Here is a 17533-nt window from a genome sequence, read left to right on the forward strand (position 1 = left end):
ATCTTAACTCCGATTTAAAATATGGACTCTCTGATAAACCACCTCCTAAGACACAAGAAAAGATGAAGGAAAATTTAGAAAATCACATGAAAACACTTCAAAATGATAGCAAAAGGGTAGTCAAATATTTTAAACATCACAGAATAAAATATGCTGCGTAAAACTAACGATATATAGATGAGAGGTTAATAAAAGTGTGAGTCTTCCCTGAGTGGTAATTATAAACACCTTCTTTATAAATATTTTAGCTTTGTTACTCAAACTATCTAAGTCAAAAGATTATATTTGTTCTTCAAAAAATTAATTAAAAATCAAATAACTATGTGGTACGAATGTAAAATAAAATATAGCCGAATTGACGAAGATGACAGAGTAAAAACATTCAACCAACCTTATTTATTTGACGCTATGTCTTTTACAGAAGCCGAAGCAAGAGTAAATGAAGAAATGGTTCAGTACATCTCTACTGAGTTTAAAATCACAAATATCAAAGTAGCAAACTTTGCAGAAATCTGTCCAAATGAAGCAGGAGATAGGTGGTTTAAATGCAAATTATCTTGTATTACTTTAGATGAAGAAAAAGGTTCTGAAAAAAGAGCAAACTCTTATATACTTGTACAAGCAAACGATGTAAAAGATGCTTACGATATTTTAGCTGCAAGCTTAGCTGATACTGTTAGTAATTTTGAAATTCCAAGTGTGGTAGAGTCTCCTATTTTAGATGTATTCCCTTATTACGACGGAGAAAAAGAAGCTCCTTTAAACGAAGAAGTTCCTGAAAATCTACGCCCACTAGAACCAAATGATTCTTTTGAAGGAAACAACGAAAACGCTATAAATGAGAAAGAAGAGATTCAGGATTAATCAACGATGGTAGATTTTCAATAATAAATAACCCGAGTAACACATCATCTAAAATAAAAATAGCCCAGTGATATCACACTGGGCTATTTTTATATTGAAAACAGTTTCTGTTCTTATAAAGAATCTATCTTTGCTGTTGTTTCTTTTTGTTTATCATACATTTCAAGAAGTTCATACAAACCAACCAAAGTATTCAAAGTCCCTTCGCTATTAGGTTGCAACTCTAAAGATTTTTCAAAGTAAGGTAATGCTTCTTTATATACCTCTTTTTGTTTTAAATAAAGTTCATCGTACTTTTTAAAGTTTGATAAGTTTTCATTCATTTCATCAATTATCGGTTTTGTTTTTTCCAAGATTACGACACCTATGTTATTGTAAGCATCTGCATAGTCTGGTTTTAATTCAACCGCTTTTTTAAATGACTCTAATGATTCTTCAAGATATCCTTCTTCTAAGGTAATAACTCCAACATTATAATACAATTGTGGGTCATTGGGCTGAATAGATATCGCTTCTTTTAAACCTGCTAAGAATTTTTCATTATCCCCTAATTTATAATAAATATTTGCTTCACTTATAACGAGTGTATAATCATTCGGGAAAGATTTTTTCGCCTTAGCAATTGCATCTAATGCAGCCTGATCATCACCTTTTGCGATATAACTCAACGCAATGTTTTTTGCTATATCTCCAGTTCTTGATTTAGTCATAATAACTTCTGGCTCTATAGCTACCTTCATAAGAACCTGTCTGTCCATTTCTACTTTAGTTCCAAAATTCAAGTATTCATTATCCACAACATTTTTAGCTCTAAATTTCTTAAAAATCCCTGTATACTCTAATTCCAATAATTTCTTATACAACATGATCGAACGATCATAGTCATTATCGTAATAAGCAGACAGAGCTGCATTGTCTAAAAAAGAAGTATCCTTTTTACTAAACATATAAACCTCTTCAAATTGAATACTTGCTTGCTTGTAGTTTTTATCACCATATGATTCTGACCCTGACTTTGCAGTTTCTTGAATAAAATCACTCAAAAAAACCTCTGATTCATTAAGGTACTTATCAGAACCTATTTTCTTTTCAAAAGCAATTAGTTCTTTGAAAGCTATAGCTGCTGACTTGGTGTTTTCTCTATTTTCACCATCACCATAAATAGACTTTGCTTTCAAATAGTAGTATTTTTGTTTCAGTTTGTCTTTGGCATTTTCCAATAGAGGCTCAACAACTTTCAATTGCTCTATTGCAGCCGTATACTCCTTCTTTTTTAAAGATTTTTCTGCTTCTTTTAATTCTTTTTTCTGAGCAAAAACTGATACACTAAGTGCTAGCATAATCAGTAGGGATAATTTATTTTTCATTAGTTAAAAATTTATATTTATTCTTTCGAATTTTGATTTATTTCTCCGTTATTTTCTTCATCAGTATCAATAGTCCCTGTAGCCTCATCAGTATCAACAACGTCTGCATCTTCAACTTCCTCTTCATGCATCACTTTGGCTACTGCTGCAATAGAATCTTTTCCTTTGATATTGATCAACTTTACACCTTGCGTAGCTCTACCCATAACCCTAAGGCCTCCTACAGCAAGACGTATTGTAATACCTGACTTATTAATAATCATTAAGTCATCTTCATCATTCACGTTTTTAATAGCCACTAAATTTCCTGTCTTTTCAGAAATGTTTAAAGTTTTAACACCCTTCCCTCCTCTGTTTGTAATTCTATAATCCTCAAGCTTAGATCGTTTCCCATATCCTTTCTCAGAAACAACTAGAATGTTACTTTCCATATCATTCACGGCTATCATTCCAATAACTTCATCATTTTCATGAGCTAAGGTAATACCTCTAACTCCAGAAGCTCCACGTCCCATTGGCCGTGTTTTCTCTTCTTCAAAACGAATTGATTTACCTGATTTTAAAGCTAACATTACTTGACTGTCACCTGTAGTAAGTTTTGCCTCTAACAATTCATCACCATCTTTAATAGTAATTGCGGCAATACCATTTGCTCTAGGTCTAGAATACTGCTCTAATAAGGTCTTTTTAACCTGACCTTTTTTAGTTGCCATAATAATATAATGACTATTGATATAATCCTGATCTTTCAGATCTTGAGTCACTAAGAATGCTTTTACTTTATCATCATTTTTGATATTGATTAAGTTCTGTAAGGCACGTCCTTTCGCTACCTTTCCTCCCTCTGGGATTTCATAAACACGCATCCAGAATACTTTTCCTTTTTGAGTAAAGAACATCATATATTGATGATTAGTCGCAACAAATAAGTGCTCTAAGAAATCTTCACTTCTAGTAGAAACTCCTTTCTGTCCTCTACCTCCTCTATTTTGAGTTTTGTATTCAGATAGTAATGTTCTCTTTATATAGCCCGCATGAGAAATAGTTACAACTACCTGAGAATCAGGAATCATATCTTCAATTTTCATGTCAGCACCTCCAAATTCAATTTGAGACCTTCTCTCATCACCGTATTTGCTTCTTACGTCAATTAACTCATCTTTTATGATATTCATTCTTCTAATCTCACTAGCCAAAATATCTTTTAAATCAATAATTAAAAGCATAATATCATCATATTCACTTCTTAACTTATCTTGCTCAAGACCTGTCAATTGACGCAAACGCATTTCAACGATAGCTTTCGCTTGAATTTCTGTCAAATCAAATCTTTCGATCAATTTAACACGAGCTTGATCTGCATTATCAGACCCTTTGATAAGTGCAATAACTTCATCAATATTATCACTAGCAATTATAAGACCTTCAAGGATATGGGCTCTTGCTTCAGCTTTCCTTAATTCAAATTCTGTTCTTCTAACAACAACTTCATGTCGATGTTCAACAAAATAATGAATCATTTGTTTTAAGTTCAACATTTCAGGACGTCCGTTTACTAATGCAATATTATTTACACTAAACGAAGTTTGAAGTGATGTATATTTAAATAATTTATTCAAAACAATATTAGGAATTGCATCACGCTTTAAAATATAAACAATTCTCATTCCAGTTCTGTCAGACTCATCACGGATATTTGCAATTCCATCTAATTTTTTTTCATTGACCAACTCAGCAGTTTTCTTAATCATTTCTGCTTTATTAATCTGATATGGAATTTCAGTAACAATAATACATTCTCGTCCTTTAACTTCTTCAAAAGTCGCTTTGGCGCGCATAATTATTCTACCTCTCCCTGTATGAAAAGCCTCTTTAATTCCCTCAGTGCCATAAAGAATCCCTCCCGTAGGAAAATCAGGAGCTTTGATGTATTGCATTAATTCATCAATTTCTATATCTCTATTTTCTATATAAGCAATCGTACCACTAACCACCTCTGTAAGATTATGTGGAGGCATATTTGTAGCCATTCCCACAGCAATACCAGAAGCCCCATTGACCAATAATGTTGGAATTCGAGTTGGTAAAACGGTTGGTTCTTTTAAAGTATCATCGAAGTTTAACTTATGGTCCACAGTATCTTTTTCAATATCTGCTAACATATCTTCAGATATTTTTTTCATTCGAACTTCGGTATATCTCATTGCTGCAGGACTATCCCCATCAACAGAACCAAAATTTCCTTGTCCATCAACCATTAAATAACGAACACTCCAATCTTGAGCCATACGAACCATCGCATCATAAACAGAAGTATCTCCATGAGGATGAAACTTCCCTAATACTTCTCCAACAATTCTAGCTGATTTTTTATAAGATCCAGTTGCTTTAATACCCAATTCATGCATCCCAAATAGCACTCTACGATGTACGGGTTTTAGACCATCTCTAACATCTGGTAATGCTCTCGAAACAATTACCGACATTGAATAATCAATATATGCCGATTTCATTTGTTCTTCAATATTAATAGGTATCAACTTTTCTCCGTCTGCCATATAAATATATTTAGTTTTAGGTTATCTTTTTTCTGAATAGCAAGATACAATTTTTACTGTTTTTGGCAACAAATACAGTGTTTTCATTTAAATAGAGTTATCAACATTTAACCATGATTCCCAACACCACATATTCAACTGATAATCAGTGTTTTTCCAAAAGAAAATGTTAATTATTGCTTTATTTGCTAATTACAAACAAGTTTTTGTAATTTCTTATGAAAATTTCTACTAAATTTACCTAATCAAATCAAAAACTATGGACGATAATTTCTCGCAAAAAGTAAAGGATGTTATAGGATACAGTAAAGAGGAAGCGTTAAGACTGAGCCATGATTTTATCGGCACAGAACACTTAATTTTAGGAATTCTTAGAAAGGCTGAAGGGAAAGCTATTGACATAATGACATCTCTAGATATCAATCTAGATTATTTAAAGAAAAAAATAGAATCACTGAACCCAGCAGAGCCATCAGTGAATCAAAATATAGAGAAGAAAAAATTACATTTAACTAGGCAAGCTGAGAAAGCACTAAAAACGACTTTCTTAGAAGCAAAACTATATCAAGATAATGCTGTAAATACAGCACACCTTCTACTCTGTGTTTTAAGAAACGAAAATGACCCAACTACTAAAATTTTAAACAATTTTGAAATCAATTATAATGATGTTAAATCCATGTTTAAACATTTGAACGATGACACCGATCACCTTCCTGAATTACCAACTGCTGAAAACAGTCAAGACGATGATTTCGCAGATAACAAGCATAATCCATTTGAGTCACAATCGTCAAAAACGAAATCACCTACAAAATCTAAAACTCCAGTTTTAGACAATTTTGGTAGAGACTTGACTATTATGGCGGAAAACGACCAATTAGATCCTGTTGTTGGTAGAAAAGAAGAAATTGAACGTGTATCTCAAATACTAAGCAGAAGAAAAAAGAACAACCCAATGTTAATTGGTGAACCTGGTGTTGGTAAATCCGCTATTGCAGAAGGACTTGCTTTGAGAATCGTGCAAAGAAAAGTATCTAGAATATTGTTCAACAAACGTATCATCTCATTAGACCTAGCTAGCTTAGTTGCTGGAACCAAATACCGTGGTCAATTCGAAGAACGAATGAAAGCATTGATGAATGAACTTAGAAAAAATGAAGATATAATTTTATTTATCGATGAAATTCACACCATAGTCGGAGCAGGAGGAGCAACTGGATCATTAGACGCTTCTAACATGTTAAAACCAGCCTTAGCTAGAGGTGAAATTCAATGTATTGGAGCGACAACTCTCGATGAATATCGTCAAAACATTGAAAAAGACGGAGCACTAGAAAGACGTTTTCAAAAAATCATTGTAGAACCTACATCTATTGAAGAAACTGTTCAAATACTGCACAATATCAAGGAAAAATACGAAGATCATCACGATGTAATTTATACTCCAGAGGCAATTGAAGCATGTGTGAAATTGACAAATCGATATATGACAGACAGGTTTCTTCCAGACAAAGCAATTGATGCTTTAGATGAAGCTGGATCTAGAATTCATATTACTAATATTGTTGTACCTCAACAAATTCTTGAATTAGAAAGCAGGCTTGAAGAGATTAAAACAAACAAAACCAATGCTGTAAACCGTCAAAAATACGAAGAAGCAGCAAAGTTACGAGATGACGAAAAAAACATTGAGGCGGCATTAAAATCAGCTCAAGATCAATGGGACAAGGACTCTAAAGAGAACAAGCAAACCGTAACCGAAGATAATGTTGCAGAAGTTGTATCTATGATGACAGGTATTCCTGTAAATCGTGTAGCGGAAGCGGAAAGCAATAGACTTGGAGAATTACCTATAAAAATAAAAAGTAAAATAATCGGACAAGACAATGCAGTAGCTAAAGTAGTAAAAGCTATTCAACGTAATAGAATTGGACTAAAAGACCCTAATAAACCTATTGGGTCATTTATTTTCTTAGGTTCCACTGGGGTTGGAAAAACACAATTAGCAAAAATATTAGCTAGTGAGTTATTTGATTCAAGCGATTCTTTGATTCGAATAGACATGAGTGAATACATGGAAAAATTCTCTATTTCAAGATTAATCGGAGCTCCTCCTGGATATGTTGGTTACGAAGAAGGAGGGCAATTAACAGAAAAAATAAGAAGAAAACCATATGCTGTAGTTCTCTTAGACGAAATAGAAAAAGCACATCCAGATGTTTTCAATATGTTATTGCAAATTTTAGATGAAGGGTTTGTTACGGATAGCCTAGGGAGAAAAATAGATTTTAGAAATACCGTTATTATTATGACATCAAATATTGGAGCCCGTCAACTAAAGGACTTCGGTGGTGGTGTAGGTTTTGGAACTGCCTCTAAAGCAGAACAAGCTGATGACCATGCAAGAGGAATTATAGAAAATGCTCTTAAAAAATCGTTCGCACCAGAATTCTTAAATAGAATAGATGATGTCATTATTTTTAATTCGCTTGACAAAGATGATATTCATAAGATTATAACAATCGAATTAAAAAAACTTCTTGACAGAGTCTCAGATTTAGGATACACACTTACTCTAAGTAATACTGCAATAAATTATATTGCGGAAAAAGGATTTGATAAAAATTACGGAGCAAGACCTTTAAAACGCGCAATCCAAAAATATGTAGAAGATACTCTAGCAGAAGAAATTGTCAGCTCAAAACTAACAGAAGGAGATACAATAATTATGGATCTCGACAAGGAAACAAATAAACTCACAGTCAAAATAGAGAAAAAAAAAGAAACAATAGCATAACAAAAAAGAGCCTTTGAGGCTCTTTTTTTATTTAACTAAAAATATCATTTAAGATAGAACCTATACTATGCTTACCCTGTCTTTCTATTTCACGACAATCAAACACTAGAAATTCGCCATGCTTACCCAAAGTGTTTTTTTGATCAGTATATAAACTATCAAAAATAGATTTTGACATTACAACAAACGAATCTCCCTTATCGTTTTTGACTTGTTTGATATCGGTAACATAATTTTCTACTTGTTGCTCAGAAATATAAATAAGATCTCTACCTGATTTTTTTAACTGTAAAGACAGCATTTTTCTTTCTTTTTTATCTTTCACCATGCAAGATGCAACAATAGAAAAACTTTCCGTCACAGTAAGAATTCTAGAAGTATGAAGCACTTCCAATCCATCTGAATAACTAGACCTAAAAATAACAGGAGTAAATTCCAACTCTTCACAAAATTCAACAAACAATTCTTCATCAGAGCATTTAGAAACACTTACATAAGCTACACAATTTAATCGATCTAACACAATACTCCCAGTCCCTTCTAAAAAGAAACCTTCATTTTCAGCTTCTGTAAAATCTACAACATCATTAATTTTAAAGCCCTTTCTACCTAGAAGATCAAAAACCAAATCGTTTCTTTCTTGCTGTCTTCCCAAACTAGACATTGGATAAACAACTACTACTCCCTTTCCTAGGGAGGAAATCCAATGACCTGAACACAAATACTTAGTACTCAAAAGATGTTCCTTAGAAGTTAATTCAATAATATTTATTCCTTTACTCCTTAAACCTTCAATTATTAGGTTGTACTCATCAATTAATTTATTTCTTTTTTCTAAAGGTCGAACTACTAAAAACGCATTACTTATCAGATTCATCATATTAAATTGAAAAACCCATAGGAAACTCTATGGGTTTTAAATATACTATTAATATTTATCTCTTTTCGATAGGAGTAAAACCTCTTAAAGTTTCACCAACATATAATTGACGAGGTCTTCCAATTGGTTCATGGTTAACTCTCATTTCTTTCCATTGAGCAATCCATCCAGGAAGTCTTCCAATCGCAAATAGAACTGTAAACATTTCAACAGGAATTCCTAATGCTCTGTAAATAATACCTGAGTAAAAATCAACATTTGGGTACAAGTTACGTGATTTGAAGTACTCATCATTTAAAGCAACTTTTTCTAAACCTTTAGCAATTTCCAATACAGGATCATTAACTCCTAAATCATTCAACACTTCCTCAGCAGCTTCTTGAATAATCTTGGCTCTTGGGTCAAAGTTTTTATATACTCTATGTCCAAATCCCATTAAACGGAAAGGATCATTTTTATCTTTTGCTTTGGCTATGTATTTATTGTAATCGCCACCGTCTCTTTTAATATCTTCTAACATTTCAATTACTGCTTGGTTAGCACCTCCATGTAATGGCCCCCATAAAGCCGAAATCCCTGCAGAAATAGATGCAAATAAACCAGCATGAGAAGAACCGACGATTCTTACAGTAGAAGTAGAACAGTTTTGCTCATGATCGGCATGTAAAATCAATAATTTATCTAGTGCATTTAATACAACAGGATTGATTTCAAATATATCGTTCGGCTTGTTGAACATCATTTTATAAAGGTTTTCAACATAACCTAAACGAACATCACCATAATCCAATGGCAAACCTTGTTTTTTACGTAAAGTCCATGCCGCCAATACAGGAAACTTAGCTAGCAACATAACAATTGCGTCGTACATATCTTCACGAGACTCAATATTCACTGACTCTGGATTAAATGCGATAAGAGAACTTGTTAAAGCTGAAACCACACCCATTGGATGTGCGGATTTTGGAAATCCATCTAAAATCTTTTTTACATCTTCATCAACTAGTGATTGCGCTAAAATATCATCGTGAAATTTTTTCAACTCAGCAGAAGAAGGTAATTCTCCAAAAATCAATAAATAAGACGTTTCAAGAAAATTAGATTTTTCAGCTAATTCTTCGATAGAATAACCTCTATATCTTAAAATTCCTTTTTCACCATCTAAAAAAGTAATCGCACTCTCACAAGACCCAGTATTCTTATATCCTGAGTCCAAAGTTATAAGCCCTCCAGTAGCTGCTCTTAACGATTTTACATCAATAGCCAATTCGTTTTCTGTTCCTCTTAACAAAGGAAATTCGTATTCTTTACCGTTTACAATTAATTTAGCTGTATCAGACATGTTTATTTTTATATTATTTCCTTGGTTTAATTACTAAGAGTTGCAAATTTACATAAAATTGATTGTTTTTACCACAGACAAAATCGAAATAAAAAAGCCTATTTTCAAGAATTCATCAAAATAAAAGCACCTAAGCCCTAATACGTTAATGTAAATGGACCATTATTCGGTAAATGTTTACAATATCATAATATAAACACACAAAATTAAAAACTACGTTCAATAATCACAACTAAAACAAAAGGCATAAAAAAACCGCTTCTTTAAAAGAAACGGTTTCTAATCTCTCTAGAAGACAATTATTTAAAATTAAAAGCTTTATCCTGCGGATAATAAGCTTGACCTTCCAATTCTTCTTCAATTCTTAATAATTGATTGTATTTAGCCATACGATCAGATCTAGAGGCAGAACCAGTCTTAATTTGTCCCGTATTTAAAGCAACTGCTAAATCAGCAATTGTATTATCTTCTGTTTCACCAGACCTATGCGACATTACAGAAGTAAATCCAGCATTCTTAGCCATATTTACAGCAGCAATCGTTTCAGTTAAAGTACCTATTTGATTAACTTTGATTAAGATAGAGTTTGCAATACCTTCTTCAACACCTCTAGATAAACGCTCAACATTAGTAACAAATAAATCATCACCAACCAATTGTACTTTATCACCAATTTTCTCAGTTAAGTATTTCCAACCTGCCCAGTCATTTTCATCCATACCATCTTCGATAGATATAATAGGGTATTTAACTGATAATTCAGCTAAATAATCAGCTTGTTCCACAGAAGTTCTTACTGCACCATTTTCTCCTTCGAATTTAGCATAGTTATATTTTCCATCTTCAAAGAATTCAGCCGCAGCACAATCAAGTGCTAACATAACTTCTTCCCCTGGTTTATATCCAGCTTTTTCAATTGCTAATAATACCGTTTCAATTGCATCTTCTGTTCCTTCAAAAGCTGGAGCAAATCCACCTTCATCACCAACTGCAGTGCTCAAACCTCTATCATGTAAAATCTTTGATAAATTATGGAATACCTCTGTTCCAATCTTCAAAGCATGAGAAAAAGACTTTGCCATTACAGGCATAATCATAAATTCTTGGAATGCAATTGGAGCATCAGAATGAGAACCACCATTTACAATATTCATCATTGGTACAGGAAGTGTATTAGCACTTACTCCACCGATATAACGATATAATGGTTGATTCAATTCATTTGCTGCTGCTTTAGCAACTGCTAAAGAAACACCTAAAATTGCATTAGCACCTAATTTAGATTTATTTGGAGTACCATCTAAATCAATCATTGCTTGATCAATTGAATTTTGCTCAAACACAGAGAATCCTAATAATTCTTCAGCAATAGCAGTGTTAACATTATTTACTGCAGTTAAAACACCTTTACCCATAAAATCAGATCCACCGTCTCTTAATTCTACAGCTTCGTGCTCTCCAGTAGAAGCTCCAGAAGGAACTGCTGCTCTACCTAATACTCCACTTTCTGTAATAACATCTACTTCAACGGTAGGGTTTCCTCTCGAGTCAAAAATCTGACGTGCATGAATGCTAATAATTACGCTCATTTTATTTTTATTTTTAGTTTATTCTTAATTTATATGCAATTTACAAAAGCACATATATAATTCTTACTATATTATACTTTATTTCCTAAATCGTATTCGTAAGTCATAACAATTTACAACTTATTTGACCATCGATAATGAAAAAAAATGTTAAGAAAATTACTTTTTTAAGTTTTCTATAAATTGATCAAATAGATACGAGGAGTCATGTGGCCCAGGATTTGCTTCTGGGTGATATTGTACGGAAAAACAATTTTTATCTTTTATACGAATACCAGCAATTGTATTATCATTTAAATGGACATGAGTTACTTCTACTTTATCATTTCCTTCTAATGAATCTCTATCAATTACAAAACCATGATTTTGAGAAGTTATTTCACCTTTCCCTGTAATTAAATTCTTTACTGGGTGGTTGATACCTCTATGACCATTATGCATCTTCTTTGTCGAAATACCTTGAGATAATCCAATAATTTGATGACCTAAACAAATCCCAAATAAAGGCAAATCTTTTTCAATAATTTCAGATGCTACCTTTTGCGCATTTTTTAATGGCTCAGGATCTCCAGGTCCATTAGGCAAAAAATAACCATCTGGTTTAAATGACTTTAAGTCAGAAAAACTAGAAGTAATTGGAAAAACTTTAATATAACAATCTCTTTTTGCGAAATTTCTTAAAATATTTTTTTTAATACCCAAGTCTAATACTGAAATTTTATATTTAGCATTTTCATCACCATAATAGTACGGCTCCTTCGTTGACACTTCGGAAGCCAAATCTAAACCTACCATGTTTGGAACACTCTTCAGTTTTTCTTTTAAAGATTCAATATCCGTATCCGTAGAAATAACAGCATTCATAGCCCCTTTATCTCTAATATAACTTACAACAGCTCTGGTATCGACATCAGTAATAGTTAATAAATTGTGCTTTTTTAAATAATCCTCCAAAGAACCAGAAGATCTTTCTCTTGAATAAGGAAAACTAAAATTACGGCAAATCAATCCAGCTATAGTAATTCCGTCAGACTCAACCTCATCATCATTTACCCCATAATTCCCAATATGAGCGTTGGTTGTAACCATCAATTGTTTAGAATAAGAAGGATCAGTAAAAATTTCTTGGTAACCAGTCATTCCTGTATTATAACAAACCTCTCCAAATGAAGTTCCATCAATACCAATGGATTTTCCTTCAAATATAGTTCCATCTTCTAATAATAAAATTGCCCTTTTTAAATTCTTGTAATTCATAAGTATAAGATCAACGTTCGTTAAAACTTTTGTTTCAACTCAAAATTATAATGTGTTTTTTCGTTGTGCAAAGGTAATCAATGCACTTTAAATTACCTTATGGTATATAAAAAAAGGATAAACTAAAATTTAGTTTATCCTTTTTTTAATTGTTATTGATATAACATCTTAGTCTTCAGAAGATTTAGTTTCCTCAGTAGTCGAAGTATCAGCAGCTACAGTAGCATCCTCTTTTTTTCTTCCTCTACGAGTTGTCTTTTTCTTCTTAGCACCATTTGGATTGTAAACATCGTTGTAATCAACTAATTCCACCATACACATAGAAGCATTATCTCCTTGTCGGTTTCCTAACTTAATGATACGAACATATCCTCCTGGACGATCAGCAACCTTAACTGAAACTTCTTTAAACAATTCAGTTACAGCATATTTGTTTCTCAAAACACTAAAAACCAATCTACGATTATGTGTAGTATCGTTTTTAGATTTCGTAATGATAGGTTCAACAAACTGACGTAATGCTTTCGCTTTAGCTTCTGTAGTATTAATACGTTTATGTTCAATTAATGAACATGCCATATTAGATAACATAGACTTTCTATGCGCTGTTTGTTTCCCTAAGTGGTTGAATTTTTTTCCGTGTCTCATGACTTTTGTTTTATACTTTCATCTTGCTCTACTCAGTATTGAGGAGCAAATTATGAAAGATTAATCTTTATCTAATTTGTATTTACTTAAGTCCATACCGAAATTCAAACCCTTTACATGAACTAGTTCATCTAATTCTGTCAAAGATTTCTTACCAAAGTTACGGAACTTCATTAAGTCATTTTTATTGAATGATACTAAATCACCAAGAGTCTCGACTTCCGCTGCTTTCAAACAATTTAACGCTCTAACTGATAAATCCATATCAATTAATTTTGTTTTCAATAATTGACGCATATGAAGAGATTCTTCATCATATGTTTCTGTTTGAGCAATTTCATCTGCTTCTAATGTAATTCTCTCATCTGAGAACAACATAAAGTGGTGAATTAAAATTTTAGCTGCTTCTGTCAATGCATCCTTTGGGTTGATAGAACCATCAGTAACGATATCAAAAACTAATTTTTCATAATCTGTTTTTTGTTCTACACGAAAATTTTCTACTGAGTATTTTACATTCTTTATAGGAGTGTAAATAGAATCAGTAAAAATAGTTCCCATTGGTACATTTACTTTTTTATTCTCTTCTGCAGGAACAAAGCCTCTGCCTTTTTCGATAGTGATTTCCATATCAAACTTCACACTGCTTTCTAAGTTACAGATAACTAAATCTGGATTTAATACTTGGAAACCTGATGTAAACTTCTGAATATCTCCAGCTGTAATTTGCTCTTGTCCTGTAACTGAAATAGAAACTGTTTCTCTATCAGTATCTTCAATTTGTTTTTTAAAACGTACTTGTTTAAGATTTAGGATAATTTCAGTAACATCTTCGACAACTCCTTCAATAGTAGAGAATTCATGATCAACTCCTTCTTTTCTCAAAGATGTAATTGCAAATCCTTCTAAAGAAGAAAGTAATACTCTTCTCAATGCGTTACCTACTGTTAAACCAAAACCTGGTTCTAAAGGTCTAAACTCAAATCTACCTTCAAAATCAGTAGATTTAATCATTATTACTTTGTCGGGTTTCTGAAAATTTAAAATTGCCATAGTTTAACGGGTGTCAAAAATTATTTAGAATATAACTCTACTATTAATTGTTCTTTGATGTTCTCTGGAATTTGAAGTCTTTCTGGTACAGTAACAAATGTTCCTTGCTTCGTGTCTGTATTCCAAGTTAACCACTCGTATACATTGGTATTTGCAGTTAATGAATCTTCAATAATAACCAAAGATTTAGACTTTTCTCTAACAGCAATAACATCCCCTGGTTTCAAAGAATAAGAAGGTATATTCAAAATACTCCCATTCACAGTAATATGTCTATGTGATACTAATTGACGAGCTCCTCTTCTAGAATTTGAAATCCCCATACGGAAAACAACATTATCCAAACGAGATTCACATAATTGCAATAACACCTCACCGGTAATACCTTTACTGTTAGATGCTTGCTTAAACAAATTACTAAACTGACGTTCTAATATTCCATAAGAATATTTAGCTTTTTGTTTTTCTTGTAATTGAATTGCGTATTCAGATTTCTTTCCTCTACGTCTTGCATTACCATGCTGTCCTGGTGGGTAATTTCTTTTTTCAAAAGACTTATCATCTCCGAAAATAGCTTCCCCAAACTTACGAGCAATTTTTGTTTTTGGTCCTGTATATCTTGCCATTTCTTTTTGTTTTATAATCAGGGATTGTGAATTAAGGCGAACTCCTTCGACAACCTAGTTCCTAATCTAATTTAAATTTAATTATACTCTACGTCTTTTTGGTGGACGACAACCATTATGTGGAATTGGAGTTACATCGATGATCTCAGTAACTTCAATACCATTGTTATGTAAAGTTCTGATTGCGCTCTCACGCCCATTACCAGGTCCTTTTACATATACTTTTACTTTTCTTAGACCAGCTTCATGTGCAACTTTTGCACAATCTTCTGCAGCTGTTTGAGCAGCATAAGGAGTATTCTTTTTAGAACCTCTAAATCCCTGCTTACCAGCAGATGACCAAGAAATTACATCTCCTTTTTTGTTTGTTAAAGAAATAATGATGTTGTTAAATGAAGCTGTGACGTGCGCTTCACCCACAGAATCAACAATAACCTTACGCTTTTTTGAATTTGATTTAGCCATAATTTCTAGTTATTATTTAGTAGCTTTCTTTTTGTTAGCTACAGTTTTTCTTTTACCTTTTCTCGTTCTAGAGTTGTTTTTAGTTCTTTGTCCTCTTAATGGAAGACCAGATCTATGACGAATTCCTCTGTAACATCCTATGTCCATCAAACGTTTAATGTTCAATTGAGTCTCTGAACGCAATTCCCCTTCAATAGTGAAAGTTCCTGCTTGTTCACGGATAGCTCCAATTTGATCATCCGTCCAATCTTGAACTTTGATACTTTCATCTACTCCTGCGTTTGCTAAAATTTGTTTAGCTCTTGTACTACCAATTCCAAAAATGTAAGTTAAAGCAATAACTCCTCTTTTGTTCTTTGGTATGTCAATTCCTGCTATTCTTGCCATAACTTACCCTTGTCTTTGTTTGAATCTAGGATTCTTTTTGTTGATTACATATAATCTGCCTTTTCTACGCACAATCTTGCACTCGGCACTTCTCTTTTTTATTGATGCTCTTACTTTCATCGTATAATGTTTTAATATCTATAAGTAATTCTTGCCTTAGATAAATCATAAGGACTCATTTCTAACTTCACTTTATCGCCTGGTAACAATTTGATATAATGCATACGCATTTTACCTGATATATGAGCGGTAACGATATGACCATTCTCAAGTTCTACTCTAAACATTGCATTAGACAATGCTTCAGTAATTGTTCCGTCTTGTTGTATTGCAGCTTGTTTAGCCATATTACAGTGATGATTTTCTTTTATTTCCTACTTTCATTAAACTGTCATAATGACTGTTCAATAAGTAAGAGTTAATTTGTTGAATTGTATCGATAGCCACACCAACCATAATGATCAATGAAGTACCTCCATAAAATAATGCCCAGTTTTGTTGAATCCCAAATTGAACCGCAATCGCAGGTAAAACAGCCAACAATGCGAGGAACAATGAACCTGGAAAAGTAATACGTGATAAGATTGAATCCAATCTTTCCGCTGTATCATGACCTGGTCTAATCCCTGGAATAAATCCTCCACTACGCTTTAAATCGTCAGCCATTTTATTTGTAGGAATTGTGATCGCCGTATAGAAATAACTAAATACAATAATCAATACTGCAAATAAAACATTATATCCTAATCCATTCATATTAGCAAAACTAGCACCAATTTCTTGGAAAGAACCTTCTGCCTTCTGGGCGAAAGCTCCAGGAATAAACATAATTGCTTGTGCAAAAATGATAGGCATAACACCTGCTGAATTTAACTTTAACGGAATGTATTGTCTTGTACCTTCAACATCCTTAACATTTCCTACTACCGTTCTTCTAGCGTATTGAACTGAAATTCGACGAACCGCCGTCACTAATAGTACTGAAGCGAGAATAACTAAAAACCAGACTACTATTTCTAATAATATCATCATGATACCACCTGCACCTCCACTAGCGGTCTTAGACGCTAATTCTTGTGCAAAAGACGATGGGAATCGTGCGATAATACCAATCATAATCAATAACGAAATTCCGTTACCAATTCCTTTATCAGTAATTCTCTCACCTAACCACATTGCAAACACAGTACCAGCCATTAAAAGAACCATAGATGAGAACCAGAAAAACCCAGTACCAATCACTGCATCCGAAACGAAAGCAGATTCTGGCAAAATAGCTGCCATATTAGTAATATAAGCAGGTCCCTGAACTAAGGTAATTCCAATAGTTAACCAACGTGTTATTTGTGTCGTCTTTTTTCTTCCACTTTCACCATCTTTTTGAAGCTTTTGCAAATAAGGAACCGCAATTCCCATTAACTGAACTACAATAGAAGCAGAAATGTACGGCATAATCCCAAGAGCCATTATAGATGCTCTAGAAAAGGCTCCTCCTGTAAATGCATTTAACAAACCTAATAAACCATCACCTGCTTGATTTTCCAAGGCCGTCAACTGAGTTGGATCAATACCCGGAAGAGGAATTTGAGCCATAAAACGGTAAACCGCCATTAAACCAAGTGTTAAAAGAATCTTATTTCTAAGTTCTTCAATTTTCCAAATGTTCTGTAAGGTTTCTATAAAATTCTTCATTTACT

16 protein-coding genes are annotated in these 17533 nt (G+C 33.0%); 2 read left to right on the plus strand and 14 right to left on the minus strand.

Translation table 11 applies throughout. The features are described from left to right. The first annotated feature begins 321 nt into the window (after nt 1-321). Nucleotides 322-864 carry a DUF4494 domain-containing protein gene (locus V5787_RS03315; RefSeq protein WP_336891855.1) on the plus strand — a complete coding sequence of 181 codons (543 nt, stop codon included), beginning with the start codon at nt 322-324 and terminating at the stop codon, nt 862-864. Nucleotides 865-977: 113 nt separating this feature from the next. On the opposite strand, the gene V5787_RS03320 is transcribed toward V5787_RS03315, so the two are convergent. Further along, nucleotides 978-2231: a tetratricopeptide repeat protein gene (locus tag V5787_RS03320; protein ID WP_336891856.1), complete on the minus strand. Its 1254-nt coding sequence runs from the start codon at nt 2229-2231 to the stop codon at nt 978-980. A gap of 17 nt (nt 2232-2248) precedes the next feature. Then, nucleotides 2249-4789: a DNA gyrase subunit A gene (gene gyrA / locus V5787_RS03325; RefSeq protein WP_336891857.1), complete on the minus strand. Its 2541-nt coding sequence runs from the start codon at nt 4787-4789 to the stop codon at nt 2249-2251. Nucleotides 4790-5048: 259 nt separating this feature from the next. Here gyrA and V5787_RS03330 point away from each other — a divergent pair, with 259 nt between their 5' ends. Continuing rightward, the gene (locus V5787_RS03330; RefSeq protein ID WP_336891858.1) at nt 5049-7589 is read left to right on the plus strand and encodes an ATP-dependent Clp protease ATP-binding subunit; all 2541 of its coding nucleotides are present in this window, start codon (nt 5049-5051) and stop codon (nt 7587-7589) included. 31 nt (nt 7590-7620) lie between these two features. Here the strand turns inward: V5787_RS03330 and V5787_RS03335 are convergent, their stop codons facing one another. From V5787_RS03335 to secY, 12 genes are all read right to left on the minus strand, one after another. Beyond that, nucleotides 7621-8469, minus strand: a complete 849-nt coding sequence (locus V5787_RS03335; protein ID WP_336891859.1) for an arginine deiminase-related protein — start codon at nt 8467-8469, stop codon at nt 7621-7623. Between the two features lie 55 nt (nt 8470-8524). Continuing rightward, entirely contained in the window at nt 8525-9811 is a 1287-nt protein-coding gene (locus tag V5787_RS03340) for a citrate synthase (protein ID WP_336891860.1), read from the minus strand. A gap of 299 nt (nt 9812-10110) precedes the next feature. Continuing rightward, nucleotides 10111-11400, minus strand: coding sequence for a phosphopyruvate hydratase (gene eno, locus V5787_RS03345; protein ID WP_336891861.1), 1290 nt, complete (start codon nt 11398-11400; stop codon nt 10111-10113). Nucleotides 11401-11559: 159 nt separating this feature from the next. Continuing rightward, the gene (carA, locus tag V5787_RS03350; RefSeq protein WP_336891862.1) at nt 11560-12657 is read right to left on the minus strand and encodes a glutamine-hydrolyzing carbamoyl-phosphate synthase small subunit; all 1098 of its coding nucleotides are present in this window, start codon (nt 12655-12657) and stop codon (nt 11560-11562) included. Nucleotides 12658-12825: 168 nt separating this feature from the next. Continuing rightward, nucleotides 12826-13305, minus strand: coding sequence for a 50S ribosomal protein L17 (rplQ, locus tag V5787_RS03355; protein ID WP_336891863.1), 480 nt, complete (start codon nt 13303-13305; stop codon nt 12826-12828). A gap of 60 nt (nt 13306-13365) precedes the next feature. Then, nucleotides 13366-14358, minus strand: coding sequence for a DNA-directed RNA polymerase subunit alpha (locus tag V5787_RS03360; RefSeq protein ID WP_336891864.1), 993 nt, complete (start codon nt 14356-14358; stop codon nt 13366-13368). Between the two features lie 20 nt (nt 14359-14378). Continuing rightward, nucleotides 14379-14984 carry a 30S ribosomal protein S4 gene (gene rpsD, locus V5787_RS03365; protein ID WP_336891865.1) on the minus strand — a complete coding sequence of 202 codons (606 nt, stop codon included), beginning with the start codon at nt 14982-14984 and terminating at the stop codon, nt 14379-14381. Between the two features lie 81 nt (nt 14985-15065). Then, nucleotides 15066-15449, minus strand: a complete 384-nt coding sequence (gene rpsK / locus V5787_RS03370) for a 30S ribosomal protein S11 (protein WP_336891866.1) — start codon at nt 15447-15449, stop codon at nt 15066-15068. Between the two features lie 12 nt (nt 15450-15461). Further along, the gene (gene rpsM / locus V5787_RS03375) at nt 15462-15836 is read right to left on the minus strand and encodes a 30S ribosomal protein S13 (RefSeq protein ID WP_336891867.1); all 375 of its coding nucleotides are present in this window, start codon (nt 15834-15836) and stop codon (nt 15462-15464) included. A gap of 3 nt (nt 15837-15839) precedes the next feature. After that, nucleotides 15840-15956, minus strand: a complete 117-nt coding sequence (ykgO, locus tag V5787_RS03380; RefSeq protein WP_013621733.1) for a type B 50S ribosomal protein L36 — start codon at nt 15954-15956, stop codon at nt 15840-15842. Between the two features lie 11 nt (nt 15957-15967). Beyond that, nucleotides 15968-16183: a translation initiation factor IF-1 gene (gene infA, locus V5787_RS03385; protein ID WP_093668881.1), complete on the minus strand. Its 216-nt coding sequence runs from the start codon at nt 16181-16183 to the stop codon at nt 15968-15970. 1 nt (nt 16184) lies between these two features. Further along, entirely contained in the window at nt 16185-17528 is a 1344-nt protein-coding gene (secY, locus tag V5787_RS03390) for a preprotein translocase subunit SecY (protein ID WP_336891868.1), read from the minus strand. Nucleotides 17529-17533 lie beyond the last annotated feature (5 nt).

The organism is Flavicella sp. (genome assembly GCF_037132785.1).
Lineage (GTDB): Bacteria > Bacteroidota > Bacteroidia > Flavobacteriales > Flavobacteriaceae > Flavicella.

Coding starts and splice junctions, on each gene's coding strand:
- V5787_RS03315 (WP_336891855.1), top strand. CDS start 322: ATGTGGTACGAATGTAAAATAAAATATAGCCGAATTGACGAAGATGAC.
- V5787_RS03320 (WP_336891856.1), bottom strand. CDS start 2,231: ATGAAAAATAAATTATCCCTACTGATTATGCTAGCACTTAGTGTATCA.
- gyrA (WP_336891857.1), bottom strand. CDS start 4,789: ATGGCAGACGGAGAAAAGTTGATACCTATTAATATTGAAGAACAAATG.
- V5787_RS03330 (WP_336891858.1), top strand. CDS start 5,049: ATGGACGATAATTTCTCGCAAAAAGTAAAGGATGTTATAGGATACAGT.
- V5787_RS03335 (WP_336891859.1), bottom strand. CDS start 8,469: ATGATGAATCTGATAAGTAATGCGTTTTTAGTAGTTCGACCTTTAGAA.
- V5787_RS03340 (WP_336891860.1), bottom strand. CDS start 9,811: ATGTCTGATACAGCTAAATTAATTGTAAACGGTAAAGAATACGAATTT.
- eno (WP_336891861.1), bottom strand. CDS start 11,400: ATGAGCGTAATTATTAGCATTCATGCACGTCAGATTTTTGACTCGAGA.
- carA (WP_336891862.1), bottom strand. CDS start 12,657: ATGAATTACAAGAATTTAAAAAGGGCAATTTTATTATTAGAAGATGGA.
- rplQ (WP_336891863.1), bottom strand. CDS start 13,305: ATGAGACACGGAAAAAAATTCAACCACTTAGGGAAACAAACAGCGCAT.
- V5787_RS03360 (WP_336891864.1), bottom strand. CDS start 14,358: ATGGCAATTTTAAATTTTCAGAAACCCGACAAAGTAATAATGATTAAA.
- rpsD (WP_336891865.1), bottom strand. CDS start 14,984: ATGGCAAGATATACAGGACCAAAAACAAAAATTGCTCGTAAGTTTGGG.
- rpsK (WP_336891866.1), bottom strand. CDS start 15,449: ATGGCTAAATCAAATTCAAAAAAGCGTAAGGTTATTGTTGATTCTGTG.
- rpsM (WP_336891867.1), bottom strand. CDS start 15,836: ATGGCAAGAATAGCAGGAATTGACATACCAAAGAACAAAAGAGGAGTT.
- ykgO (WP_013621733.1), bottom strand. CDS start 15,956: ATGAAAGTAAGAGCATCAATAAAAAAGAGAAGTGCCGAGTGCAAGATT.
- infA (WP_093668881.1), bottom strand. CDS start 16,183: ATGGCTAAACAAGCTGCAATACAACAAGACGGAACAATTACTGAAGCA.
- secY (WP_336891868.1), bottom strand. CDS start 17,528: ATGAAGAATTTTATAGAAACCTTACAGAACATTTGGAAAATTGAAGAA.